Origin of the sequence: Mesorhizobium sp. M4B.F.Ca.ET.058.02.1.1, assembly GCF_003952505.1 — a bacterium.
GTDB lineage: Bacteria > Pseudomonadota > Alphaproteobacteria > Rhizobiales > Rhizobiaceae > Mesorhizobium.
In genome coordinates, this window is the sequence record NZ_CP034450.1 from 4,448,234 (window position 1) to 4,471,142 (window position 22,909).

The following is a 22,909-nucleotide window of genomic DNA, read 5'->3' on the forward strand; positions in this document are numbered from 1 at the left end:
TCCCTGCTCGCTAATTTGATCATGGCTGAAGCTTTCAAGTTCGAACTGGTCTCGCCGGAGCGCCTGCTCGTTTCCGAGCAGGTTGAATCTGTCGTCATCCCCGGCGCCGAAGGCGAGATGACCGTGATGGCGCTGCACGCGCCGGTCATGACCACGATCAAGCCGGGCGTCGTCACGGTGAAGACCGTTGCGGGCAAGGAAGAACGCTATGTGGTGTTCGGCGGCTTCGCCGACATCGTGCCTTCCGGCTGCACGCTGCTTGCCGAGTCGGCGGTGGCGGTCGGCGACATCGATCGCGCGGATGTGGCACGCCGCATCCAGGAGGCGAAGGAAGACGTCGCCGACGCCAAGGACGACCAGGCCCGCAGCAAGGCAGAGCAATTCCTTAGCCAGCTCACCACGCTGGAAGGCGCCATCCTGCCGGCCTGAGATCAGGCTTCCACCGGAGATTGCAAAAGCGGGCTTGCCCCGCTTTTTTGTTTAGTGGACAGTCCGGCTGCCTTTGCGTGGGGGGGTGGCCGATGACGCAGCAATCAGACCAGCGAGAAATTGCGCCGCGATCCAGGTGGTCGACGGCGCTGGTGTCGGCCTTTGGCGGGCCGTTCGGCGGGTTTCTCTGGATCGGCGCCGGAAGGCCGGCGCTTGCCGTCCTGATTGTGTTCAGCGCCCTCGGCGTCGCGGCTGTCTATATCGGGTTTCCGGTGCTGCCGGGCGCCGATCTTGCCGGGCTGGCCAATTTCTCAGGGTTCGTGTTGATGGTCCTGTGGATGGCGCTCGTCGTGCCCTTCGCGCATCGCTTCAAGCCGGACAAATGGTATGCGCACGGGCTTTCGGTGCTGGTGCTCGTCCTGCTCACCTCGTCGGTGCCGGCCTTGCTGATCCGATCGTTCCTGTTCCAGCCGTTTTCGATTCCCTCCGGCAGCATGGTGCCGACACTGCAGGAAGGCGACTATCTCTTCGTCTCCAAATTCGCCTACGGCTACAGCCGCTACAGCGTGCCGTTCAATTTGCTGCCAATCGAAGGACGTGTGCTAGGCGCGGAACCCAAGCGTGGGGATGTGGTGGTCTTCAAATTCCCGTCCGACCCAAGCATCGACTATATCCAGCGGATCGTCGGCTTGCCGGGCGAGAAGATCCAGATGGTCAACGGCGCGCTCCACATCAACGATGTGCCCGTTGGTCTCGAGGATGCCGGCACGTTCCCGTACGAGGAGATGGCGCAGCCGGCCAGGCTTCAGCGCGAGACCTTGCCAGGCGGGGTCAGCCATTTCGTTCTCGACCTGACGGACAATTCGATCGGCGACAACACGCGCGTGTTCGAGGTGCCCGAGGGCCACTATTTCGTGCTTGGCGACAATCGGGACAATGCTTCCGACAGTCGATTCACCGTCGGATTCGTCCCTTACGAAAACCTCGTCGGCAGAGCAGCGCGGCTGTTCTGGAATTCAAAGGGCACCGGCTATTCGTCCCGGCAAACACTGTATGGCTCGGCTGTGGAATAGGCGAGCCATCCGTGGGTGGAACTGCAAGTCTATTCTTGCCGTTCGCCCTCTATGCCAAGCGCGGCGAAGGCCAGGGTGGGGCCGTCCCGGCGCAGGTGGACGAGATGGACAGCCACGAGTTCAATCAATGTCTGGCGCTCGGCGTGGTCCCTGGCAAAGCCAGCGAGATCGAACACCGCCGTCACCGTTTCGTTTGCCGGCAGTTGCTGGCTCAGAAGTTCCGTCAGCGCCGCGTCGAGCGGATCCGTGAAATGGGCTTCCGGCAAGGCCTTGCCGCGCGCCGCGCAGGCGGCGATCCAGGCGGCCACCACCAGCGTGAGATGGACCATTTCGGTGCCGGCTTCCAGGCACTCCAAGACTGACGCCACGATGCGCTGCGGCAGTTTCTGGCTGCCGTCATTGGCGATCTGCGCGGTACGATGGGCAAGCGCGGTGTTCGAAAAACGTTGGGCGAGTTCCGCCGTGTAGGCGCTGGTGTCGAGCCCGGCGTCCTCGGGCAGCGTCGAAATGGCCTCGGCCCACAGGCGATCGACGAACTGCCGGATCGCCGGATCGGCGAAGGCACGGTCGACGGTCGCGTGGCCGCTGAGCAGGCCGAGATAGGCGATGCCCGAATGCGCGCCGTTGAGCAGTCTCAGCTTCATGTCCTCGAAGGGGCCGACATCGGCGACCATGGTGACGCCGAATTTTTCCCAGGCCGGCCTGCCGGCCGGAAAATCGTCCTCGACGACCCATTGGCAGAACGGCTCGGTCATCACCGGCCAGGCATCCTCGACGCCGAGCTCGACCGCGATGCGTGCCCGGTCGGCATCGGTGGTCGCCGGCACGATGCGGTCGACCATGCTCGATGGGAAGGCCACTTCGTTTGCAACATGGCTGGCAAGAGGGGCATCGCCCGGTGGGGCGAGCTGGACATCGCCCTGTCGGGCGAGCTGGACATCGCCCTGTCGGGCGAGTCCTGCATCGCGCAGCATCGCGAATTCGGCCAGCAGCCGGTGCAGCGTGGCGCCGTTGGCCGGCAGGTTGTCGCAGCAAAGCACGGTGAAGGGCGGCGTGCCGGCGGCGCGGCGGCGGGCCAGCGCTTCCGTGAGGAAACCATGCGCCGTGCGCGGCGATCCCGGATTGGCCAGATCGTGGACGATGTCGGGGTGGGTTTCGTCGAGCCGGCCGTCGGCTGCCCTCAGATAGGCCTTTTCGGTGATGGTCAGCGTGACGATGCGGGTGCGCGGGTCGATAAGCGCCGCCAGCACCGCGCCTGGGTCCTCGGGCGCCACCAGCATCGACTGGATCGAGCCGATGACGCGCAGGCTCTCGCCGCCGCTGTCGCGGATCGCCAGCGCGTAGAGCCCGTCCTGTGGCGCCAGCGCATCGCGCGTGTCGGCGCTGCGCAGCGAGACGCCGACAATGCCCCAGTCACGCTCTCCCGCCGCCAGGCAGTCGTCGACATAGGCGGCCTGATGGGCGCGGTGGAAGGCGCCGACGCCGAGATGGACAATGCCCCCCGCGATGTCGTCCCGATCGTAGGCGGGAACCGAAACCTGATTTGGCAAGGACCGCAGCGTCCCATCGGAGAGGCGGTCGTGGGTCATGGCACCAAACACGCTGAGAGGTTTCGGCGGAGCGGCATTTTGATGTCCCGTGCGATGGATCCGATGCGGGGTATCATCTGTTCCCCGCTGCCGCAAGCAGGCTCAGGAACGCCGTTCGCGTTGACATCACTCCTGTCCGACCATACCGGTACTCCCTCCTGGAGGAGCCGTTATGTCCACGATCACGCTGACCGATCCGGATCTGCTGTTCCCCTCCGAGGCGGATGCGCGCGCTTGCCAGCGCGCTTTACGCCGGCGTGGAAAAGCTGCCCATCGTCAGCCCGCGCGGTCATACACAGGCGAACTGGCTTTTGCGCTGCTTGGACGCGATCACGGAGGCACGGCGTCATCGATGACAGACAAATGTTGGATATCATGAGCAGGAAAGGGCCCGATCTTTCCGCCTTCAGCCTCGCTAGCAAACGCATCCTGGTCACCGGCGCCAATACCGGCATCGGCCAGGGCATCGCGGTGTCGGTCGCGCGTGCCGGCGGCACAGTGATCGGCGTCGGCCGCTCGGCGATGGATGAGACCGCCGAAAGGATAGAGGCGGCCGGCGGGAGCATCGAGGCGGTGCGCTGCGAGCTTGCCGACTCGACGGCCGCGCAGGCGATGCTCGATCGGGTCTGGCGCGACAGCGGACCGCTCGACGGCCTGGTCAACAATGCAGGTATCATAAGGCGAGCCGATGCGGTCGAGCTGACCGAGGCCGACTGGGACGACGTCATCGACGTCAATCTGAAGACGGTGTTCATGCTCGGCCAAGGCTTTGCCCGGCATGTGCTTGCCGAACCCGGGCGGCGCGGCAAGATCGTCAACATCGCTTCGGTGCTGAGCTTCCAGGGCGGCATCCGCGTCGCCTCCTACACGGCCTCGAAGCACGGCGTGCTCGGCATCACCCGGTTGCTCGCCTGCGAGTGGGCGCAGAAGGGCATCAACGTCAACGCCATCGCGCCGGGCTATATCGAGACCAACAATACCGAGGCGCTGCGCGCCGATCCCGATCGCCGCGCCTCGATCATGGCGCGCATCCCGGCCGGCCGCTGGGGCCGGCCGGAAGACATGGGCGACGCGGCCGTGTTCCTGCTGGCGCCGGCGTCCGACTATATGCATGGCGCCGTGGTGCCGGTGGATGGCGGCTGGCTGGCGCGCTGAGAGAGGCGAGATGACCGTGACGAAGATATTCTCGCATGCCGGCGAGGCTGCATGGACGCCGACGCCGGACGGCAACCGCCGGCGCGTGCTCCTCCACACGGACGAGCTGATGATGGTCGAGTTCGGCTTCGACAAGGGTGGCGTCGGCGCGCTGCATTCGCATCCGCATGTGCAGGCGAGCTACGTCGCCGAAGGCCGCTTCGAGGTGACCGTCGACGGCCGGACCGAAGTTCTGGAAGCCGGCGGCAGCTTCATCGTTCCGTCCAATATGCCGCACGGCGTCAGGGCGCTGGAGGCCGGGCGCCTGGTCGACAGCTTCACGCCGCACCGAGCCGATTTCCTCGGCTGATTTTTCTGACCGTAATCTAGCGCGGCAAGGCGTGGTCGCGTCGGCTCGCGGCGAGCAAGCGATGGGTGGCTTCGATAATCGCCTCGGCCGGCGTATCGGAGACTTTCGCCGATCGCCCGCGCCTAGGCGCGGTGACCACCTCGACGGTGTTCGACAGCGGCCGCCAACGTTCCATGTTAGCGCCATTGTTGATGATCACCGCCGGGGTCATGACGGTGGCGAACAGATGCCCCAGACCGCCTTCCATGCCGACATAGGCGGCCGCCATTTCGCCGAGCGCAAGCAGCAGGTCGCTGAATGCTTCGGCATCGAGCCCAAGCTCCGGGCCGACCAGTTGAAGACGGGGTTCCTTCGCGGCAAGGGTCTGCGGGCTCGGTCCGCTGCCCGGGGTGACCAGATAGAGCACCCGGCAGCCGGCATCGATGAGGTTGCCGGCGACGGCGGCGACCTGAGCGTCGCTCATGAACTTGTTGCCCTTGGCGTTGCCGCCAAGAAGGATGAGCGGACGCTGGTCCGCGCCGCGCAACTGACGCGCCATGGCGCGGGCAGCCTTCGGAACGTCCAGCCTGTGGTCGAATGGCAGATGCCTGCCGGCCAGCCGCTCCACCAGCCGATGGTAGCGCCAGGCATTGTGTTCGGGACGCAGCGTCCATCTGACGCCCGCACGCCAGGACAGCATATAGCCGGCAAAATTGGGCTCGTAGCGAACGCCGCGGCCGATGAGCTGCAATCCGGTCACCAGCAGGCCGGGCACGCCGGTGCGGAAATCGACGAGCGTCGTTTGCCCGCCGCGCGGCTTGAACTCGGCGAGGACAGCCGAAAGCGGCGTCACCGCCCTGAAATCGTCGATGAGGGAAGCGACGTGCTTCCGCAAGACACCGGTGAGCGAGGAGTTGCCCATTGTGCCATAGACGATGTGGCTCTGCGGGAAGGCCGTTCTTGCGGCGCGCAATGCCGGCAGCCTTAGCAATCCGTCGCCGAGGGCGTCGTTGCGGGCGTAGAAGATCAGCAGCGGTGCGGTCGAATCCATGCCGGTGCGGAACCCGTGGCTCAGGGCGGAAATGGGCCTCGATCGAGGCGCGCTCTGGTCCGGCCGCTGATACTGAAGCCGTCCTGGGGAGTCAAAGGCGATCTGCCGCGCACCGGAAACAGAAAACCCGCGCCTCCGGGGAGGCGCGGGTATGTTGCCTGGGCGCGTGTGGCGCCGCGGTACTCAAAACATCACCGCAGGACTGGGACGGTGCCGCAACATGGTGAAGATAGGTTTAACGCGGGCTCGAATGAGGTTCACGGCGACGCTCCCGCCTGTGGATAAGCCAGGCCATTTGCAGGCACCTGAAAATGCACGTATCTGACCATGTTCGTGGGCGGAGAGGCAAAGCTTGAACGAAGGCCGGAAAGAGGCTTGTCAGCCCGGGACTCGCGTCGTTCTGGCGGTTCGGCGACATGGGCCCATCATCACGCCGGGCATGCTGCCGGGCGACGATGGCGACAACATCAACGGCCCGTCGCTGATCAGGGTACCCGACTGGCTGCCGGGCCGGCTCGGCGCCTACTATCTCTATTTCGCCCACCACACGGGCACGTATATCCGGCTCGCCTACGCGGATTCGCCGCAGGGTCCGTGGCGGGTCCATCCCGGCGGGGCGCTGTCGCTCGAACAATGCCCGTTCCTGCGAGAGCACATCGCTTCGCCGGACGTGCATGTCGACGATCAGAGCCGCCGCCTGGTCATGTATTTTCACGGACCGACCGAGGCCGGCGGCCGGCGCCAGACGAGTTTTGCCGCAACCTCGCCCGACGGCATCCATTTCGAGCCCCGTCCGGAGCCGCTCGGGCCATCCTATGCGCGGATCTTCCGCCACGGTGGCTGGTGGTACGGGCTTTTCGGCACCGGCACCGTCACGCTGTCGCGCTCCAGCGACGGGCTTTCGGGCTTCGAGCCGGGCCCCGTGTTGTTGCCTGCCTCGGGCCGCCGTCTCTCCCCCAGGCATGTCGCCGTGCAGACATGCGGCGAGCGGCTCAGGGTCTACTACACGCGCCGGGGCGATGCGCCGGAGCGGATCCTCCATGGGACTGTTGATCTCGCGCTGGACTGGCGCCGCTGGAAGGTGCGGGGCATGACCGAATTGCTGCGGCCGTCATGTGGATTCGAAGGCAATGGCGAGCCTGTCCGGCGCAGCCGGACGGGGCTGGCAAGAGGCCGGGAAAACGCCTTGCGCGATCCGGCGATCTTCGAGGAGGACGGCCGGACATGGCTGCTCTATGCCGCCGCCGGCGAGAGCGGCATAGCGCTCGCCGAAATCCATTCGATGCCGGAGCGGATGGCGGACCGGCTTGCCAGAACCATTCGCCAGGTGGCCTCGCCGCTGTCGGAACGGCTTCGACGCCTCGGGATCCGGACCAAGCAGCCCAGGCGGATATTCATAGCCGGCTGCGCGCGCAGCGGAACCACGCTCGCCCGCCGGCTGATGGGCTGTTTCGACGACACCTATGTCCATGAATTCGAATCGCCCTTTCCAAAGCTGCTCGAACTGAAACGCCCGCATGCCAGTCTCGTCGTCAAGCGCACTGCCCAAAGCCACGAGCAGCTATGGCAACTGCCCGCCGGCATCGGCCTGATCTATTGTGTGCGCCATCCTTTCGACGTGCTGACCAGCGCGCATCCGGAGACGGTGCATCTGCGGCCCTTTCATGTCACGACCGAACGCTGGGAGGCGGAGTATGCCGGCTTGAACCGGTTGCGCGAAGCCCAGCCGGCGCGCAAGATCCTCTACCTGCGCTATGAGGATCTGATTGCCGAGCCGGATGCCGCGCAGGCGAGGATCTCCGGCGCGTTCGGCCTCGCGCCGGCGATCCGCTTCAGCGCGGATGCGGACAATCCGATCCGCGCCACCTCGTTGCGGAAATGGGAACGCAATGAGGCGCTCAGGACCTATCTCCAGGGTCTGCCGCCGGCCTTCCTCACCCGCGTCGAGATGTTCTGCCGCGAATTCGGTTATGAGTTGCCGTCAGATCTGAACGCCGGAAAGGGCGAACGTGGAGAGTGAGTCGCGTCATCGAGCGCCTGCAGCGGCGCATGATCCGCCCGCTCGCAGCCGACCAGAACGCAGGTGGCACACGCGGCGGGTGGCGCTCGGGCGATCTTGCCTTTAAGACCATCGCCTCGACCAAACCGGGGACCATCGGGTGATGCATAGATCGGCGGCGAGCGTCCCGGCGGATGCACGGGATGCCAAGCATCGCGTCCTCAAGGACGTGTTCGGCTACGACGATTTTCGCCCCGGCCAGGCCGCTGTGATGGAAGCGCTGCTCAACGGACGCCATGTGCTGGCGGTGATGCCGACCGGCGCCGGCAAATCGCTCTGCTACCAGGTCCCGGCGCTGGTGCTGGGCGGGCTCACCATCGTCGTGTCGCCGCTGGTGGCGCTGATGCAGGACCAGGTCGCGGCGCTGCGTCTGGCGGGTGTGGCCGCCGACACGATCAATTCCTCGCTCGACCGCGAGGCCAATGTCGCCGCCTGGCGCCGTGTCGCGTCGGGCCAGACGCGGTTGCTCTATCTCGCGCCGGAGCGGCTGATGACCGAGCGCATGCTCGATGCGCTGGCCAGGCTCGACGTCCGCCTGATCGCCATCGACGAGGCGCATTGCATTTCGCAATGGGGGCCAGCATTCCGGCGCGAATATGAAGACCTGTCGCGGCTCGGCGGCATCTTCCCGGATGTGCCCGTCATCGCGCTGACGGCGACGGCGGACGAAGGGACTCGCGCCGACATCGAAGCCCGGCTGTTCTCCGGGCGCGTCGAGACCCTGGTGCTGGGCTTCGACCGGCCGAACATCAAGCTTGCCATCGAGGCCAAGCAGGACAGCAAGCGCCAGTTGCTGCGCTTCATCGAACGCCATCCAGGGCGCAGCGGCATCGTCTATTGCCTGTCGCGCAGGAAGACGGAGGAGGTGGCGGCCTTCCTCGAGAAGAACGGCGTCACCGCGCTCGCCTATCATGCCGGCATGAGCAAGGACGCGCGTGAAGCGAATCAAAACGCCTTCATGACGCTCTCCGGCGTCGTCATGGTGGCCACCATCGCCTTCGGCATGGGCATCGACAAGCCCGACGTCGCCTATGTCGTCCACACCGACCTGCCCAGCAGCCTGGAAGCCTATTACCAGGAGATCGGCCGCGCCGGCCGTGACGGCCGGCCGGCAGAGGCGCATATGCTGTTCGGCCTCGGCGACATCCGCACACGCCGCATGTTCATCGAGGATGAGGACGCCTCGCCGGAGCACAAAAGGCGCTCGCATGGCCGGCTCGATACGCTGATCGGCTATTGCGAGACGGCGCAGTGCCGGCGCCAGGTGCTGCTCGGCTATTTCGGCGAACAGGCCGAGCCGTGCGGCAATTGCGACAATTGCCTCGAGCAGGTGCCGCGCGCGGACGGCAGCGCCGAGGCGCGCCTCATCCTTGCCGCCGTCGCCCAGAGCGGCGAACGTTTCGGCGCCGCCCATGTCATCGACATCCTGCTCGGCCACGAAACCGAGAAGGTGCTGGCCAGGAGCCATCACAGGCTTGGAAGCTTCGGCAGCGGGACGGCGCACAAGCGGCCCGCATGGCTGTCGCTGATCCGCCAGCTCGTCGCCGGCGGGTTTCTCGTACCTGATCCCGCCGGTCATGGCGGTCTTGCCATTTCCGAAAACGGCCATGCGCTCGGTCGTGGCGAGGTTTCGTTCGAGTATCGCGTCGAGACGCGGCACCGCGCCATGCGTGGCAAAGCGCGTTCCGGCGAGGGTGGCGGCGCGGAGGCGGACGGCGTGGATGCAGCGCTGCTCGCCACGCTCAAGGCCCTGAGGCTGCGCCTGGCCAAGGAACGCCAGGTGCCGGCCTATGTCGTGTTCTCCGACCGCACGCTGATCGACATGGCCGAGCGCCGCCCGAACGACCTCGACGCTTTCGCCGAAGTGAACGGCGTCGGCGAGGCCAAGCTGAGGGAGTTCGGCGAGATTTTTCTCGAAGCGATTGCGGGGCATCGCGCGGTCTAGGTCAGGCGCAACCGCCGAGACCGAGGGACAAACTCCCGGGCCGCGGACGCCCTGTCTGCCCAGACCACGTCTGGCGATCGCAACCGCGCATTCCGGCCGGCAGTTGCCGAACGCCGATTGGCAGGAGCCACGTTCCGCTGAATTTTTCCCCCGCCGCGGCGAAATTCCGACAAAGGCTGTGCCGGAAAAGCTCTAGGTACGACGCTGCTGGAGGACCCAGCGCAGTTTTTGAGGGCTGTCAGCCCCAAGTGGAATGCACGAATGACGATAATCATCGACAATGCCGCAAATTGGCGCGACATCGCGCGCGTGGGAGACGGCGAAAAGCTGGCGTTGGCGCCGGCCGCCTGGGATCGCATCGCGCATGCGAACCGCATCGTGGCAAGCCTCGTCGAAAAGGGCATCCGCGCCTATGGCGTGAATACGGGCGTCGGGGCGCTTTCGAGCCAGGTGGTGGCGCCTGCCCTCCAGGAGAAGCTGTCGCGCAACATCATTCTCAGCCACGCTTGCGGCGTCGGCGAACTGGCGCCCGAACGCGGGATCCGCGCCATCATCGCCGTGCAGGTGGCAAATTTCGCGCATGGCCATTCGGGCGTGCGGCCTGAGATCGTCCGCAATCTGCTCACCTTCCTTGAGCGCGACTGCATTCCGGAAGTTCCTTCTCGGGGATCCGCCGGATATCTCACGCACAATGCCCATATAGCGCTGGTGCTGATCGGCGAGGGCATGGCAAGGGTCGCCGGGCGCAGGATGAACGGTCGCGAGGCTTTGGCCGAGATCGGCCTCGAGCCGCTGGTGCTGGGCGCCAAGGAAGGTTTGAGCCTCGTCAACGGCACGGCGTGCGCAACCGGCCTGACAAGCATCGCGGTGGCTCGCGCCGAGCGTCTATTGGGTTGGGCCGATGCCGCCGCGGCGCTCACGCTGGAGGCCGCCGGCGGGCAGATGGCGGCCTTCGACGAAGATGTGCTTGCCATGCGGCCTTCGCCCGGCATCCAGTCGGTTGGCGCTTCATTGCGGCGCCTGCTCGATGGCAGCGGGCTGATCGCGGCTGCGCATGGCAGTCGCACGCAAGACGCCCTCAGCCTCCGCGCGGTGCCGCATGTGCATGGCGCGGCGCGCGAAGTGCTTGAGCGCTCCGCGCAACTGGTCGATCGCGAACTGGCTTCGGTAACCGACAATCCCATCGTATCCGGCTCGCTCGATGACCCGCGGGTGTTTTCGCAGGCGCATCCGGTCGCGGCCGCGCTCGGTCAGACCGCCGACAGTTTGACGATTGCGCTGGCGCAGGTCGCCGCCATGAGCGAACGTCGCATCGACCGCCTGGTCAACCCGCTGGTCAACAATCTGCCGGCATTTCTCGCGGCGGAAGGCGGTTGCAACTCGGGCTTCATGATCGCCCAGTACACCGCCACGTCGCTAAGCAACGTCAATCGGCGCCTTGCCGCGCCGGCAGCAACCGACGGCGGCGTGACATCCGGCCTGCAGGAGGATTTCCTCGCCCACCCGACGGTGGCGGCCAACAAGCTCTTGGCGGTCATCGACAACGCCGAATACATTCTGGCGATCGAACTCATGGCGGCCGCGCAGGCGCATGATTTCCTGTCCGACCGCGCGGCACGGGCGCCAGGCACCGATGCCATCTATCGCGCCATCCGCCAGCGCGTCGGGCACTACAGCGACGACCGCCCGCTGTCCTGGGACATGGAAAGGTTGCGCGATTTCATCCGCGAGGCCGATGTGAGGCAGTGAAAGGCGGATGTCGGGAGAGGCTCCGAGCCGCCCTCCTGCGCTAAAGCTTCGGAGGGGCAACCTGCTTCGCGCGACGGAGCGGGCTGTTCGGCGAAGCTCGAAGAGCGAGCAGGATGGCGGAGAGGGAGGGATTCGGTTTCACGCCTATCCTGCTGAAAATGCTAATCTTTTCGCGCTTTTTGTTACGCAGTTTGTTACACTGCTACAACTGCGATTTACAATCGCTCTTTTGAGCTCGCCTGCCCAATCCATCTTATCTGTCGAAACCGACGCAATGGCGCGGCGGTGGATTGGGTCACTCTGTCATAGTATCCGCGCTTCATTAAGTTGACGATGCCGTTTAGACTCGGAGCTGATCCTTTCCGGTCGATCACCAGGATTTGGCGCGCGACCCGGCACCGGCGGTTCGTCTTTGTACGTTTGTGTCATCCAGGCCGGATCAACTCGGCCATCAGGCTTCTCACGACTTATGCATGCGTTTCCCACTTTTATTAGCATTCGGTGCGAACCCGCACCCTGCACCAAACCTGCGACGCCTAAGCTATCGTCCTCGACTTGAGCGTTCCCTGCTTCTCGTGGAAGACGCTAAATTCGCTCGTGCGTTATTGCCGGCCAGCAAAGGCTGCGGGTCGGCGGTGAGGGTGTCGAGGAGCGGCGGCCGTTCCCTTTCACTCAATAGTGCCGCCGGCGCCTGGATGGTTTCCACGACGCCGCCCCCGCAATCGTAGCCGTTGTGATGATCATCGTGCATGCGCTGAGCTGTTGGGGACATGCTGATGGCGGTGCCGGAAGCACCGGAGACATGTGATATCTCGGCAGCGGGCAGAGCGGCTTCTCTGTCGCTGCACAGGAAAGCGTAGAGTTCCTTCACGCAAATGCGGGCGTCCTTCTTGTCTTTTTGAAAGGGCGGGACGAGGGGCAACCTGATATCGGCCTTTTGGTAGAACGGACTGCGCTCTTCGTACAGCTGGTCAACCTTCTGCTCGATGTCGGCGCCTTGCAGCAGCGGCCGGCTGGTGTCCCTCTCGAGGCGCCTGCGGAGCTCTTTCAGCTCGGGTGTCGAGCCAGATCGACCTCGCCTTATTAAGAATCAGGGCTTGATTGGACTCCTTGCCAAAGCAGCCGCCGCCGGTTGCGATGACGATGGGGCCTCTCTCCAGCTGCTTGGCGAGCTCTTTGGTCTCCAGGTCCCTGAAGTGCGCCTCGCCACGGCCAGGGTCGGCGAACATCTCCATCAGATTGCCGTGATCGGCGACGATATGCTTATCGATGTCGACAAACTCCACCCCCAACTCCTTGGCAAGCTGGGCGCCGATGGTCGACTTGCCGCTCGCCGGCATGCCGACGAGCACGACCGGCCGCGTACCGAGGGCCGCGAGGATCTCGCCGGCTTGCGGCGAGCGAGCGACCGCAATCTGTTGTCTTGCGACGATGGGCGACCTGGAGGTCCCTGCCGCCCTCGACCTGCTTTCTCCTGACGAGTCCCAGTGTAATATCTCCCAGGCACCACGGGGAATGGGGACTAGCTGTGAGCTCTGCGCGCGGTGCGCGAGCTCGGCCCGATAACTGGCCGGCGTAGGGAACTCGACCTCGAAGCGATAGTTCTGCGCGGTTCTGAACGCCGTGTGAACGCCGCGTAACCGCGGCCTGTCCATCCTGATGACCCAGTTGGTGGTCTCGACCTCGCTGCAGTCCCGCTCCTCGAAGGCCAGTGCCGCCTTCCTGAAGGCGCGCGTAAAAGCCTCGTCCGGGATCTCGAAGACATGGCGCACGGCATTGGTGACCAGTTGGGCCTCCGGCGCCGTGCTCACGCTCTGGCCGGTCAACTCGTCGGCTATCCAGACCTGCCCGCCCGACCGTTGGTCAAGATGCGGCACCTTCACCTCGATGCCGTCCTGCCGCAAAAGCTCGGCAACCGCATGCACAATTTTTGGTAATCGCGCTTTCTTGCGCTTCGGCGGGGGCGGCTTCGAGCCTGGCCCGCTCAAGGGCCTGTTCGCTGCTCAGCGTTATCGTGCTGGCGCGGTCGTCTTCGGCCGAGATTGCTAAGGCGCTGAGCAGAATGCGCTTTTCGACGGCGAGTCTGATCGAGGCCTCCATGACCGATGCCGCCAGCGTGGGGTTGTCCTTCAGATCCGCCAGGCTGCCATCGACGTCGAACCGGCCCTGGTGGAGCTTTGCCGCCTGCGCCTTGACATATGGCGCCGACTTGAAGCCCGGCCTCTGCTCCAAGAGCCGCTGCAATTCGGTGGTTTTTTGCATGAACACCCGCGCACCGGTATCGGACTTGTAGGCGTCAGTGCCGACCTTGATGCCGACGCTCAACAGATTGATGGCGCTTTCATGCAGCTTGACTTCCGACTGCTCATGAGCCGGCTCGCTATTGAGCTGCAGGTTCCAGTCCTGGAGCTCGGCCACTAACAACGCGGCCAGTTCGCAGGCCACCGGATGCCTGGCGGCCTTGCTGTCTTCCCTCGCCCTGGCGATGAGCTCATGGAGGGCCTGGCCATCCGGCCGATCTTCCTGCAACAGTGCGCGGATGTCGGCCTTGAGCTCATTATGAATGCCCTCGTAGGTGCCGAAGATGGCACGCTCGGCAAACCAGCGTTGCGCCTCCAGCGGCTGCGCCAGCACGTTGCGCTGCAGGCAGCTGTAGGTCTCCAGCACCAGCCCGGTGGCCGACAGGATCTGCTTGGACCGGGTGAACTGGTAGCCGCTTTTCTCAATGGCCGGCGTGTGCGACTTCGGCGGCTTCATCGAGGCGATGCCGCGCGCCTGCAGCTGCGCGTCGAACTGGCGCACATGCTCGTAAAGGCGAGGCTGGTCGCCAATGATGACGACGGTGTCGCCATCAAAATCGCCGTCGAGCATTTTTTGTTCGACGCTTGGAACCGCAACCAAAGAGCCGGGCGCGAACACCTCCGTCGCCTGCAGGATGCCGACGCACTCGAGCGCGGTGTCGGCCTTGACCCGGTCCTTTTCCTCCAGCCAGTACGAATGGCACTTTACGTCCTCGGCAGACATCACGACCCCGCGCTCGGCGAAGTCCGCCGGCCACATTTCGTCGGGCACAACGATCAAGATGCCTTTGGCAAAGAAGGTCGGATCGTCGGCGGCAAGCCCAGCCCCCGACCTGTGCGCGAAGTTGAAGCTATATTGGAAGGCCACGCACCGATCCAGGAACGCCGCGGTCCGGTCGCCATCGCGCGCCGACCTGACCCGGTCGGCGGCGAACGGGCGCAGGTTGGGCTTGTCATAGGGGGAGCGTCCGACAAGCACGCCAGCGTCACGGGTCAAGGTCTTGCTCTTGCCCGTCGGCACATGCAGGCATTCGTCGCTGGACGGCACGGCGATAGCGCTCGAACCCTCGATATGCCCGCCCGTGACCGTCCGGAACAGCTCCTCGGCGGTGAGGCTTTGATGGGTTTCGAGCCAAGCCTGAGCCTTCTCGCGGGTCTCCTGTGCTACCTCGACGCTACGCGGATAATGTTGCAGCGCCGAGGGCGGTACCGCCGATTGCCTTTTATCGGCATAGGCAGGCATCCGCTCGGGAGCGTCGTGGCGAGCCCGGGCAATGGACGGCATGCGCTCGGCCAGTGAGGCCCTAATGAAGCCGCAGCCGTCATGCGGCCGCAAGGCGATCTCGCCGTCTCGCCCCTCGAACCGGAAGGGATGCACTGCGCCTGCGGGATGGTCGGGCAGAAGGGACAGCTTGAAGCACCCTTCCAGCGCATAATCATGGGGGCCAATGTCGGGGATGCCCGGCGGCGCGGCAAATCCGCGGCGCTGGGTATAGTAATAGGCTTCCTTGAACGGCGCCCAGGCCCGCGACAGCTGCTCAAAGGCCGTACCCGGAGCCGTCTCGGCATAGGGGATCGCCAAAAGCTTGCCGCTTGGGGCCTCTGCGGCCGTGAAAGGCAGGTGAGAGGCAAGCTGGTTCAGGCTCTTTTGCGGCGGCTTCAGTTTGCTGCCGCCGAACAGGTCCATGCGGTAGGGCACGCCCTCCACGGTGAACGTGCGTGTCAGCATGGCTCCAGTCGGAGTTCCCTTTAGCTGCACCGCCACCACCTTCACCGCGCCCGAGGTCAAGCGGTGGAAAATGGAATAGCGCAACTCGGCTTCGCTGGCCAGCGGCCGGCCTTGCATGTCGACCACCGGCAGCCGCATCAGTCCGGCATCGCCTTGCGGCGGTCTCGGCTCGTGGTCCATGGCCTGAAGGACCCGATGGACATCGAAGCTGGAGGCTGCATGCTGGGCCTGGATCATCGATGCGTTCTGCGCCATGAAGGTGTCGAGCGCTTCGAGCGGCTCCTTCGCCTCGATCTCGGCGATCACGCTCGAGTTCGCGCACCGCCTCGGCGCGCGCCGCGGCGCTCCTTCCTCGGCTGATGAACACTGCCGATCATAGATTCGACTGCCAGCCTCAAAGCCCCATCGTCGTGCATAATATGGGCTGGCCTCGCTACATTCGAAGGGGATCGAAGGCCGATCCCACGGTGCGGTGAAAGAAGCTGCAAGCGGCTTCCAAGACTAGGTGCGAGCACCTCGATCTCATTGTAGGCCCGTCATCGGATCATATGGAAATCGGTGAGCTTCATCCGCCGGCCTTTTACAACGTGGTTTGGTCGATCCTCTAGGGGATTACGCAGTCTTAAGCCAGCATTAATACCTTAGACGCGACACTAGGAATACTTTTACTATTCGCTAAAGCTCGATGCTATTTGACGAGGACTGGTCTTGCGTTTGCAGTTTTCTAGATGAGAGGGCTAAAGGACATTAGCGTCGGGACCAAGCTCTCGTTGGGCTTTGGGCTGGCGCTGCTGTGCGTCGTGGCCGTGGGAGTATTTGGGGTCGCGCAACTGCGATCACTCAACAAGGTCACGAGCGAGATCACCAGCGTTTGGTTGCCCCAGGTCCAGATCGTCGGCGAGATGAAGCGCAACCTCGCGGAACACCAGCTCTATGCGACGTTGCGCGTGCGCACTGCCGAGGCTGCGCAGATAGCCGGCATTGAGAAGGAGATGGCGAGGGAAAGCGACGAAATACTGCAAGGTCGGCGCGCCTATCGCCGGAGTGCCGGATCGCTGGCCGAGCAGCAGCTGTTCGACCAGTTCGTCAACCTATGGACGGCCTACGAAGATTCCCTGACATCGATTTTCCCGCTCCTCGAAACAGGAGGGCGAACAATGGCTGTCAAGGAGTTCGAGACGGTATCGCTCCCGACCGTTGCCGCCGCCACGCAGCGATTGGACGACCTGCTGGCCCTCACCAACGAGCGCAGCACGGCCGCGGCGGTGATGGCGGACAGGACCTACACCGTTGCGCAAAGATTGACTTGGCTGGCAGTTCTTTTTGCCGCCGGGTGTCTTGGTGGGCTTGTCGCCTGGATACGCCACAATGTCAGCAAGCCGATCCTCGCCGTGACCGAGGCGATGCGTTGCTTGGCGCAGGGCGAGCGCCGTTCGAGTCTCATTGCGCTGAAAAGGGATCGGCAGGACGAGGTTGGAGTGCTGTTCTCGGCCTTTGCCGGCTACCGGGCCAGCCTGGAGCGCAGCGATGCCTTGGCCCGAGAAGCCGAGCTGGAGCGGCAGCAATTGGCCGCGGCCGCCGCCAATATGCCCGTAGGGCTTTGCATGTTCGATGCGGAGAGGCGGCTGGTTCTGTGCAACCAAAGCTACGCCGATCTCTACCATGTGCCGGAGCCCCTGACTCGTCCCGGCACGCCGTGGATCGATTTGATGCGGTTCCGGATCGCGGCGGGCCTCTATGCCGGCCATGACCCGGAAAAGTATGTGCAGCAGCTGACGGAGACCATCGATCGCGCAGAGCGGACGGTGAGCCTGGTGGAACTCAGGGACGGACGCACCATCGACCTCATCCATCAGCCACTGCCGGGCGGCGGGTGGCTTGCCACTCACCATGACGTGACCGACTTGCGGCGGAGCGAAGCCAAGATTTCATACATGGCGCGCCACGACGGACTTACCGAGCTTCCAAATCGCATATTGTTCCGCGAACGCGCCGAGGAGGCTTTGGTCGAGATGCGGCGTGATGGTAGCAAGATTGCTTTCCACTGCCTCGATCTCGATCATTTCAAGATGGTCAACGACACGCTGGGGCACCCGGTTGGCGACGCCTTGCTGAAGGAGGTCGCCGCCAGACTGAAACAGGTGGCCCGTGAAGGCGACACCGTGGCAAGGCTCGGCGGCGATGAGTTCGTGATCATTCAAACCGCGGTTGATCAGCCGGTCGAGGCGACAGCTCTTGCCCAACGGGTCATTGATGGGCTGAGCGCACCTTATGTCGTCGATGGCCACGGGGTTATGATCAGCGCCAGCATCGGCATCTCGATCGCGCCGGACGATGGCATTGACGCCGACCAACTTCTCAAGACCGGCGACATGGCGCTCTACCGGGCGAAGGCGGAAGGCCGCGGAACCTACAGGTTCTTCGAACCGGAAATGGATGCGCGCATGCAGGCGCGGCGGTTTCTCGAACTCGACCTGCGCGAAGCGGTGGTGCGGCAGCAGTTCGAAATCTACTACCAACCGCTCCTCAATCTCGACCGCGGCGAGGTCAGCTGCTTCGAGGCGCTGCTGCGCTGGCATCACCCGACGCGCGGCATCGTATCCCCGGGAGAATTCATCCCGCTGGCCGAGGACATCGGCCTCATCGTCCCGATCGGTGAATGGGTTATCAAGCAAGCCTGTCTCGACGCGGCAAGCTGGCCCGGTAGCATCAAGGTCGCCGTCAATCTGTGCCCGGCGCAATTTCGCAACGCGCGCTTGCTCTCCACCATCGTCGAGGCATTGGATATCTCGGGACTGCCCCCCAGCCGGCTTGAGCTTGAGATCACCGAGACAGTGCTGCTGGCCAACAGCCAGGCGACTCTCTCGATGCTGCAACATATCCACATGCTCGGCGTTCATATCGCGATGGACGACTTCGGAACCGGATATTCGAGCTTGAGCTATCTGCGCTCGTTCCCATTCGACAAGATCAAGATCGATCAATCCTTCATCACGGACGCCGGAGATATCGACAGTTCCGTCGCCATCATTCGAGCGGTCACGAGCCTCGGCAACAGCCTCGGGATGCAGACCACCGCCGAGGGCGTCGAGACCGTGGAGCAGCTGGAACGGGTCCGAAGAGAAGGCTGCACCGAGGCGCAGGGCTTCCTGCTCAGCCGCCCGCTGCCCGCGCGGGACATCCCCGCGATGCTGGAGCGGACCCGCGCCGTGGTGGCGGGCGAGATCATTGAGACCGAACCCGAAACGTCAGGCGAGCGAGACACGGACAAGCCGGGCAGGCGTCGCAGTAGGGCGTCTGTCCCCGCCTAACCGGGATGCAAGCGAAAAACAGTGCCAACGAACATGAGTTTGCCGGCCTAGTTCAGGCCGCCACTCGGATCATGTCGATAGCGGGTGTGTAGGTCGGCGCGGCTCGAAATTAGGTGTGCTGAGCGCCGGTCAAAGTGGGATTAGCTTGTCATATCGATTATGGGATCCAGGTTGAACCCGACTTGCAGGACTCTGCTCGTAACCGAGCAGATCAACCTCACATTCGGTCGCTGCTCTTCACGGCTGCACCAACATCCCGCCTACGGCCGCTGGGCTCGGGCGACGAGACCATTCTGAGTGAGCGGCGTTTTATATACCCGTTCGGTCGTCAGTACCTTGCGTTCACGACAGATACGCCGGCGATCCTCCTGCTCCGGTGTTGGCTCTTTGACCATTGCACATATGCGCGGTTCGCCTCGCTTGAAGGCAAGGAGAGACGAGCGTTTCACCATCGATCTTATCGGTTTTGGCTCGGCGACTGCGACGAGACACTGCGATAGAAGCGGGATCAACGACGTAGCTCTCGATCCCCGCCTTGCTCAGAACCCGATGGATCCAGGAGCCATCGAGCCCGGCTTCCTGGATAGCGACGACGGGGAAGTCTGGCCCCATGCGTGCTCTTGCCTTCTCTCGCACGCTATCGAAGCGACGGAACAAGGCGGATAAATCACCACTGGGGACACTGTGTTTCGACAACTTCTCGCCGCCACCTGGCGACAACGACGAGATCAGCCAGGTTGAACGGCTGAGCTCCAGCGATACGAAGATTGCGCCCAGACCAGTCCGGATAGCAGTCAGAGTTTCGGATCGGTCGGCCACTACATGCATGGTGTTCCTCCGCGGGGTGTTTGTTAGCAGCGTCACTCTGCCAGAGCACGCGCCGCTATCCATCCGTCGCCATGGGATCTGGTGATTGTTCATGTCGCCGATTCCCGCGAAGGAACGCCACCATGACCAAGATTGAAAGTAAGACCGCCAGCGCTGCCGTCAAAGACATTCTGCTTTCAGACCCGGACGGACTTCACGAAATGATCCGTGCGGTGATGCAGGAGGTGCTCGAGGCCGAGATGGACGACGGTGGAGGAGACCATCGAGCGCACGCTGACCTTCTTTTGCCTGCCGCGCCAGCATCACAAGCATCTCAAGAGCACCAACATGCTTGAACGGCTCAATGAGGAAATCCGCCGGCGCACCTATGTCGTGCGCATCTTCCCCAACGCCGAAAGCTGCCTGCGCCTCGTCAGGGCGCCGGCTGTCGAAACCAACGAAAACTGGATGGAGGCCCTACATCAACATTGACGACCTGCGCGAGCACAAGAAGCTCGCTCTACGCCAAGCCGCATGACCAGCATCGTGGCCGCCCCATTTTGCAGAACTTGACGCACACAACCGCCACTTCGAGTTTACCGACCGCACCGAGTCATCCACGCAAAGACCTGCGCAGCGTCAGCTTCAGAGCTTGGTCCCACCGGCTGAACGCCAAAAAAGCGGATCTTGGCCATCGGAAGCGCCCTCAACCGACTGAGAGGTTTCGGCTTATGCGATGCGACTGGCAGTCCTGCGCTCCGGGGACAAGGCCGTGGCGGCAGAAGATCCCCTGGACATCAGGCGATGTCCGGAAGGCAGCATCGTAGTAACGGTTTTTACGCCGCTCGCGGCACGCGCGAGGTGAACGTCGCCCGGGTGACCGACACGCTGGTGCCGTCAATATCGCTGATAATCTCCACCCTGGCCTCCAGTTGTTTCACCAGTGCTTCGACGATGGCTGTTCCAAGTCCGGTAGCCGGTACGTCGTTGGCGATCTTGCCGACGCCATTGTCCGAAACCGTCAGTTTCCAGTCACTGCCCGCGGTCTCGTAGCTCACCTGGATGCGAGCGCCGGTTCTCTTCTTGGGGAAAGCATATTTGATGGCGTTGAGCACGAGTTCGGTGACAATTAGTCCCAGACTGACTGCCCTTTGCGAATCTATCCTGCCGCCTTCGGCCATTACGGTGACCGTGATCGGCTGGGCTTCGCCGACCATCGACGAGGCGAGGCTGCTGCACAATTTCGGTAGGTAAGAGCCGACATCGATCTCGTCGACGCCGGCGGAGGTGTGGAGATGGCGTTGCACCTCGGCCACGGACAGAACGCGCTGATGGGCGTCCTTGAGATGCTGGCGCGTCTCTTCCGACGTCACCGAGCGTGCCTTCAGCAACAGGATCGAGGCAATGATCTGCAGGCTGTTGGCAACCCGATGCTCCATCTCGCGCAGCAGGACGTCTTTCTGCCGAAGCAGGTCTTCGGTGCGACCGAGCAGTTCTTCCTTCTCCCGCTCGATGATACGACGGGCCGTTATGTCATTGAAGGCGAGAAGGATGGTGATGGCCGAACTATGGTCGTAAAGCACCTTGCGGGCATTGAGCAGCATGGTGCGACGGCCGATCCGCGTTCCTGAGCCATGCTTGCCTCCCTCTATCCCTTGATCTGGATCTTCTTCGGCCGATCCGCCTCCGGCCGGTGCAACTCGACTTCGAGCAGCCCGTTGGCGAAACGCGCCTCGACCCGTTCCGGGTCGACGCGGAATGGCAATTGCACTGTCCGGGAGAAGGTCCCATAGGCGCGCTCACGGCGGTGCCAGACGGATTTCTCGTCCTCCGTTCGAGGCTCGCGCGTTCCCTTCAATGTCAGAATGTTCTCGCGCACCGTGAGGCCGATTTCGTCAGGTGATATCCCCGGCAGTTCCGCGGCCACCGCCACGCTGTCCTCGCCAGTCCAAAGATTGATCGGCGGAAACTCCTGAGCGGCGCTGGCGGTCAGCCCGGCCAAACGCTGGTTTACTTCCTGTTGCATGCGCCGCATTTCCACAAACGGATCGAACCCGATGCGGCCGAAATCCGACAAAAGCATGTACATCCTCCTATGATTCACGACCTTGCATGATTGCCACGCGCGACACGTGCGTGCGCACCGGAAGCGGAATCGATCGATGGCAACAGGAGGGGCGATCAGCACAGAGACCGAGCGGCCCGATCGCGCAACCTCGCAGAATGCGAGAAAGAGGGGTTCGGGCAGACGCCGGAACACATCCTCCTTGCGAAGCGACATGAACCGAACTCGATCCACCGTAGGGCCGGACCGTCATTCCCGTGCCAGGACCCGATAGCGGCATCCGGCTTTATCATTAGGTGGCCCCAAATGGCCTTTCACGAGGTGATCTTTGACATTCCACCAGTCACCTCTTCGGCAACAGCGGGGTCCCTTCGAATCCGTAGCCACGTTGCCTCTAGTCGCTGATTTGGCTTCCCTTTGCGCAACTGTCGGGATCGACGAAGCGTCCCGAATTGCACCGCGGTTCGATCAACTGATCGCAGGCGACGCGCCGCATCGTCATGGTAGCTGACGAATGAATCGGCATGACACGTCGCAGTGACCGAGACATCAAGCCAGCACCTATGTCGGCTTGCCGCAAGTCAAAAGAATCCAGCCCTGCGTGCCGCGTTCGCTGACCTTCGCCAGTGACGCCATTTGCATTTCGGCCGGACAGATGGGCACAGACATGTGCAATTCCCGCATCGCCCATTATTGGAACTCACAAGGCGGCGTTCTTTCCGTCTTGGCGAGCAGCGGGCCAACGCGTTACCGGCGGTGATCTTCCTGCAGCTTTAAATCAGTCGCCACCAACGACGAAATCAGATTTGGCCAGCACGCCGGCAATCCTGGCAAATCCCACAATGCTTGCCGCGCCTGCTCGGGTGTCATCTGTCCGGCGATCGCTGCGTTGCTGCTTCTCACCGCGCAACTGAATACCGGTCCCCGACGCGCTTTTGGCCACTGATTCAGGAATACGAGCGCTTCGCGCACTGTGTTGATGTCGTGACGACGTCGTTGGTCTTAACCTGGACCGGCGATAGGAAAGCCAGACCGGTTATTCTTACCTCCCTGCGATCGCACGCTGGATCTTTCATTCGGTGGTTGGTTGCGTGACAGGTTTCGAACGTTAGGTCTTGTTTTCTCTGGAAGATCGGGCTGTACGACATAATCCAAATGTTGCGACGCAGCGAAGGCTTCTGCTGGTTCCCGAGTTGAAAAAGCCAGTTGCACCTGGATGAGTGTGTCGCCGCCACCCAATAGCCCATCAGATGTTCAATGGCAGGCGGCGTCCGACGCTCGAACAGCAAGCGCCACGGCCGGCGGGTAGCCGATGCCAC

At 63.5% G+C, this 22,909-nt stretch carries 17 protein-coding genes and 3 pseudogenes; 11 read left to right on the forward strand and 9 right to left on the reverse strand.

Features of this window, described 5'->3' with window-relative positions; translation table 11 throughout:
* The first annotated feature begins 21 nt into the window (after positions 1-21).
* Positions 22-429, forward strand: coding sequence for a F0F1 ATP synthase subunit epsilon (locus EJ073_RS21845; RefSeq protein WP_126057608.1), 408 nt, complete (start codon positions 22-24; stop codon positions 427-429).
* 326 nt (positions 430-755) lie between these two features.
* Positions 756-1,502, forward strand: coding sequence for a signal peptidase I (lepB, locus tag EJ073_RS21850; RefSeq protein ID WP_348627271.1), 747 nt, complete (start codon positions 756-758; stop codon positions 1,500-1,502).
* Positions 1,503-1,531: 29 nt separating this feature from the next.
* On the opposite strand, the gene EJ073_RS21855 is transcribed toward lepB, so the two are convergent.
* Positions 1,532-3,091, reverse strand: coding sequence for a mannitol dehydrogenase family protein (locus tag EJ073_RS21855; protein WP_126057609.1), 1,560 nt, complete (start codon positions 3,089-3,091; stop codon positions 1,532-1,534).
* Positions 3,092-3,466: 375 nt separating this feature from the next.
* Between EJ073_RS21855 and kduD the strand changes: the two genes are divergently transcribed.
* Positions 3,467-4,246, forward strand: a complete 780-nt coding sequence (gene kduD / locus EJ073_RS21860) for a 2-dehydro-3-deoxy-D-gluconate 5-dehydrogenase KduD (RefSeq protein ID WP_126057610.1) — start codon at positions 3,467-3,469, stop codon at positions 4,244-4,246.
* 10 nt (positions 4,247-4,256) lie between these two features.
* Positions 4,257-4,595 carry a cupin domain-containing protein gene (locus EJ073_RS21865; RefSeq protein WP_126057611.1) on the forward strand — a complete coding sequence of 113 codons (339 nt, stop codon included), beginning with the start codon at positions 4,257-4,259 and terminating at the stop codon, positions 4,593-4,595.
* Positions 4,596-4,611: 16 nt separating this feature from the next.
* Here the strand turns inward: EJ073_RS21865 and EJ073_RS21870 are convergent, their stop codons facing one another.
* A complete protein-coding gene (locus tag EJ073_RS21870) occupies positions 4,612-5,625 on the reverse strand; it encodes a glycosyltransferase family 9 protein (RefSeq protein WP_126057612.1) in 1,014 nt (337 codons plus the stop codon).
* A 439-nt stretch (positions 5,626-6,064) separates the two neighbouring features.
* On the opposite strand from EJ073_RS21870, the gene EJ073_RS32265 reads away from it, so the two are divergent.
* From EJ073_RS32265 to hutH, 4 genes are all read left to right on the forward strand, one after another.
* Positions 6,065-7,645, forward strand: coding sequence for a hypothetical protein (locus tag EJ073_RS32265; RefSeq protein ID WP_245455305.1), 1,581 nt, complete (start codon positions 6,065-6,067; stop codon positions 7,643-7,645).
* Positions 7,642-7,788 carry a hypothetical protein gene (locus EJ073_RS31675; RefSeq protein ID WP_189347473.1) on the forward strand — a complete coding sequence of 49 codons (147 nt, stop codon included), beginning with the start codon at positions 7,642-7,644 and terminating at the stop codon, positions 7,786-7,788. The genes EJ073_RS32265 and EJ073_RS31675 overlap by 4 nt, the downstream gene beginning before the upstream one ends.
* The gene (gene recQ / locus EJ073_RS21880; RefSeq protein ID WP_126059304.1) at positions 7,788-9,629 is read left to right on the forward strand and encodes a DNA helicase RecQ; all 1,842 of its coding nucleotides are present in this window, start codon (positions 7,788-7,790) and stop codon (positions 9,627-9,629) included. Before EJ073_RS31675 ends, recQ begins: the two co-directional genes overlap by 1 nt.
* Before the next feature lie 261 nt (positions 9,630-9,890).
* Complete coding sequence (gene hutH, locus EJ073_RS21885; protein ID WP_126057613.1) at positions 9,891-11,378, forward strand: histidine ammonia-lyase; 1,488 nt, start codon at positions 9,891-9,893, stop codon at positions 11,376-11,378.
* Positions 11,379-11,919: 541 nt separating this feature from the next.
* On the opposite strand, the gene EJ073_RS32270 is transcribed toward hutH, so the two are convergent.
* Genes EJ073_RS32270 through EJ073_RS21890 form a run of 3 tightly spaced genes read right to left on the reverse strand, consistent with a single transcriptional unit; the run spans position 11,920 to position 15,713 of the window.
* Complete coding sequence (locus EJ073_RS32270) at positions 11,920-12,462, reverse strand: shikimate kinase (RefSeq protein ID WP_306462658.1); 543 nt, start codon at positions 12,460-12,462, stop codon at positions 11,920-11,922.
* Entirely contained in the window at positions 12,350-13,282 is a 933-nt protein-coding gene (locus tag EJ073_RS32275; RefSeq protein WP_245455306.1) for a shikimate kinase, read from the reverse strand. The genes EJ073_RS32270 and EJ073_RS32275 overlap by 113 nt, the downstream gene beginning before the upstream one ends.
* Positions 13,242-15,713: a hypothetical protein gene (locus tag EJ073_RS21890; protein WP_245455307.1), complete on the reverse strand. Its 2,472-nt coding sequence runs from the start codon at positions 15,711-15,713 to the stop codon at positions 13,242-13,244. Before EJ073_RS21890 ends, EJ073_RS32275 begins: the two co-directional genes overlap by 41 nt.
* A gap of 422 nt (positions 15,714-16,135) precedes the next feature.
* Here EJ073_RS21890 and EJ073_RS21895 point away from each other — a divergent pair, with 422 nt between their 5' ends.
* The gene (locus EJ073_RS21895) at positions 16,136-18,718 is read left to right on the forward strand and encodes an EAL domain-containing protein (RefSeq protein WP_126057614.1); all 2,583 of its coding nucleotides are present in this window, start codon (positions 16,136-16,138) and stop codon (positions 18,716-18,718) included.
* Between the two features lie 314 nt (positions 18,719-19,032).
* On the opposite strand, the pseudogene EJ073_RS31680 reads toward EJ073_RS21895, so the two are convergent.
* A pseudogene (locus EJ073_RS31680) lies at positions 19,033-19,546 on the reverse strand (transposase); the annotation flags it as partial.
* 122 nt (positions 19,547-19,668) lie between these two features.
* On the opposite strand from EJ073_RS31680, the gene EJ073_RS21905 reads away from it, so the two are divergent.
* Positions 19,669-19,881: a hypothetical protein gene (locus EJ073_RS21905; RefSeq protein WP_126057615.1), complete on the forward strand. Its 213-nt coding sequence runs from the start codon at positions 19,669-19,671 to the stop codon at positions 19,879-19,881.
* Positions 19,781-20,063: pseudogene (locus EJ073_RS21910) on the forward strand (transposase); the annotation flags it as partial. The gene EJ073_RS21905 and the pseudogene EJ073_RS21910, both read left to right, overlap by 101 nt.
* A 298-nt stretch (positions 20,064-20,361) precedes the next feature.
* On the opposite strand, the pseudogene EJ073_RS21915 reads toward EJ073_RS21910, so the two are convergent.
* From EJ073_RS21915 to EJ073_RS21925, 3 genes and pseudogenes are all read right to left on the reverse strand, one after another.
* A pseudogene (locus tag EJ073_RS21915) lies at positions 20,362-21,144 on the reverse strand (sensor histidine kinase); the annotation flags it as partial.
* A 29-nt stretch (positions 21,145-21,173) separates the two neighbouring features.
* On the reverse strand, positions 21,174-21,806 hold the full coding sequence (locus tag EJ073_RS21920) for an Hsp20/alpha crystallin family protein (protein WP_126057616.1): 633 nt from the start codon (positions 21,804-21,806) through the stop codon (positions 21,174-21,176).
* Between the two features lie 531 nt (positions 21,807-22,337).
* The gene (locus tag EJ073_RS21925) at positions 22,338-22,562 is read right to left on the reverse strand and encodes a DUF982 domain-containing protein (protein ID WP_245454712.1); all 225 of its coding nucleotides are present in this window, start codon (positions 22,560-22,562) and stop codon (positions 22,338-22,340) included.
* Positions 22,563-22,909: the final 347 nt, after the last annotated feature.

What these genes read in the sequence shown, in the direction of transcription:
- recQ (WP_126059304.1), top strand. Translation starts at nt 7,788, where the DNA reads ATGCATAGATCGGCGGCGAGCGTCCCGGCGGATGCACGGGATGCCAAG.
- EJ073_RS21895 (WP_126057614.1), top strand. Translation starts at nt 16,136, where the DNA reads ATGAGAGGGCTAAAGGACATTAGCGTCGGGACCAAGCTCTCGTTGGGC.
- EJ073_RS21855 (WP_126057609.1), bottom strand. Translation starts at nt 3,091, where the DNA reads ATGACCCACGACCGCCTCTCCGATGGGACGCTGCGGTCCTTGCCAAAT.
- EJ073_RS21905 (WP_126057615.1), top strand. Translation starts at nt 19,669, where the DNA reads ATGACCAAGATTGAAAGTAAGACCGCCAGCGCTGCCGTCAAAGACATT.
- lepB (WP_348627271.1), top strand. Translation starts at nt 756, where the DNA reads ATGGTCCTGTGGATGGCGCTCGTCGTGCCCTTCGCGCATCGCTTCAAG.
- EJ073_RS32265 (WP_245455305.1), top strand. Translation starts at nt 6,065, where the DNA reads ATGCTGCCGGGCGACGATGGCGACAACATCAACGGCCCGTCGCTGATC.
- kduD (WP_126057610.1), top strand. Translation starts at nt 3,467, where the DNA reads ATGAGCAGGAAAGGGCCCGATCTTTCCGCCTTCAGCCTCGCTAGCAAA.
- EJ073_RS21920 (WP_126057616.1), bottom strand. Translation starts at nt 21,806, where the DNA reads ATGTCGCTTCGCAAGGAGGATGTGTTCCGGCGTCTGCCCGAACCCCTC.
- EJ073_RS21865 (WP_126057611.1), top strand. Translation starts at nt 4,257, where the DNA reads ATGACCGTGACGAAGATATTCTCGCATGCCGGCGAGGCTGCATGGACG.
- EJ073_RS21845 (WP_126057608.1), top strand. Translation starts at nt 22, where the DNA reads ATGGCTGAAGCTTTCAAGTTCGAACTGGTCTCGCCGGAGCGCCTGCTC.
- hutH (WP_126057613.1), top strand. Translation starts at nt 9,891, where the DNA reads ATGACGATAATCATCGACAATGCCGCAAATTGGCGCGACATCGCGCGC.
- EJ073_RS21870 (WP_126057612.1), bottom strand. Translation starts at nt 5,625, where the DNA reads ATGGATTCGACCGCACCGCTGCTGATCTTCTACGCCCGCAACGACGCC.